The organism is Arthrobacter sp. 2MCAF15, from assembly GCF_052115605.1.
GTDB lineage: Bacteria > Actinomycetota > Actinomycetes > Actinomycetales > Micrococcaceae > Arthrobacter.
The window spans coordinates 1-1557 of the sequence record NZ_JBFRGZ010000054.1; the positions used below are offsets into that span (position 1 = coordinate 1).

2 protein-coding genes are annotated in these 1557 nt (G+C 66.9%); both read right to left on the reverse strand.

The genetic code is table 11. The annotated features are described in order from the left end of the window. Positions 1-905: lipoyl synthase (gene lipA / locus AB4089_RS22925; RefSeq protein ID WP_441411563.1), on the reverse strand; the 905-nt coding region annotated here is incomplete at its 3' end. Then, a partial coding sequence (locus tag AB4089_RS22930) for an L-serine ammonia-lyase (protein WP_441411564.1) occupies positions 865-1557 on the reverse strand: 693 nt, incomplete at its 5' end. The genes AB4089_RS22930 and lipA, both read right to left, overlap by 41 nt.

The window sequence follows — 1557 nt, forward strand, 5'->3', positions numbered from 1 at the left end:
GCGGTGGCCCAGAGCCGGCCGGCGCGGTAGGAGGAGCGCACCAGCGGCCCGGACATGACGCCGAGGAAGCCGATCTCGTCCGCCTCGTTCTGCAGGTCCACGAATTCCTGCGGCTTGACCCAGCGGTCCACGGGAAGGTGGCGCTCGGAGGGGCGGAGGTACTGGGTGATGGTGATCAGGTCGCAGCCGGCCTCGTGCAGGTCACGCAGTGCTTCGGAGATCTCCTCGCGGGTCTCGCCCATGCCCAGGATCAGGTTGGACTTGGTCACCATGCCGAGCTKGCGGCCCTGGGTGATGACGTCCAGGGAGCGSTCGTAGCGGAAGGCCGGGCGGATCCGCTTGAAGATCCGGGGCACGGTCTCGACGTTGTGGGCGAAGACCTCGGGCTTGGARTCGCARATGGCCTCGATGTGCTCGGGCTTGCCGGAGAAGTCCGGGATCAGCAGTTCGACGCCGGTGCCCGGGTTCAGTTCGTGGATCTTGCGGACCGTCTCGGCGTAGAGCCACACACCCTCGTCGGCGAGGTCGTCGCGGGCCACMCCGGTCACGGTGGCGTAGCGCAGCTGCATGGCCTGGACCGAGCGGGCCACCTTGGTGGGCTCGAACATGTCCACGGGCGAGGGCTTGCCGGTGTCGATCTGGCAGAAGTCGCAGCGGCGGGTGCATTCGGAGCCGCCGATCAGGAASGTGGCTTCCTTGTCTTCCCAGCATTCGAAGATGTTCGGGCAGCCGGCCTCYTCACACACSGTGTGGAGGCCTTCCTTTTTGACGAGGTTCTTGAGCTGGACGAACTCGGGGCCCATCTGGACCTTGGCCTTGATCCATTCCGGCTTGCGTTCCACCGGTGTGGCCGCGTTTCGCTGCTCAATGCGCAGCATCTTCCGGCCTTCTGGTGCCAGTGTCAACGTTGACGGCGAGGCCGCCCATGGCCGTTTCCTTGTATTTGGAGCTCATGTCGCGGCCGGTTTCCCGCATGGTCACGATGACCTCGTCCAGGGAAACCCGGTGCGTGCCGTCGCCCCAGAGCGCCATCTTGGCGGCGTTGATGGCCTTGGCCGCGGCGATCGCGTTGCGCTCGATGCAGGGGACCTGGACGAGCCCGCCGATCGGATCGCAGGTCAGGCCCAGGTTGTGCTCCATCGCGATTTCCGCGGCGTTTTCCACCTGCGCGGGCGTGCCGCCCATGACTTCGGCCAGGCCGGCGGCCGCCATCGAGGACGCCGAACCCACCTCGCCCTGGCAGCCGACCTCGGCGCCGGAGATCGAGGCCTGTTCCTTGTACAGCACGCCGATGGCGCCGGCAGTCAGCAGGAACTTGACCACCACGTCGTCGCGGTCCTGTTGTGTTGCCTTGTCCATGCCGGGGGCAAAGTGCAGGGCGTAGTAGAGCACCGCCGGGATGATGCCCGCGGCGCCGTTCGTGGGCGCGGTGACCACGCGGCCGCCGGAGGCGTTCTCCTCATTGACCGCGAGGGCGATCAGGTTCACCCATTCCTGCCAGTACTTCGGGTCCCGGAAGTCGGGGTCCTGGCCGCGGGTTTCCTTCAGCAGCCGCTC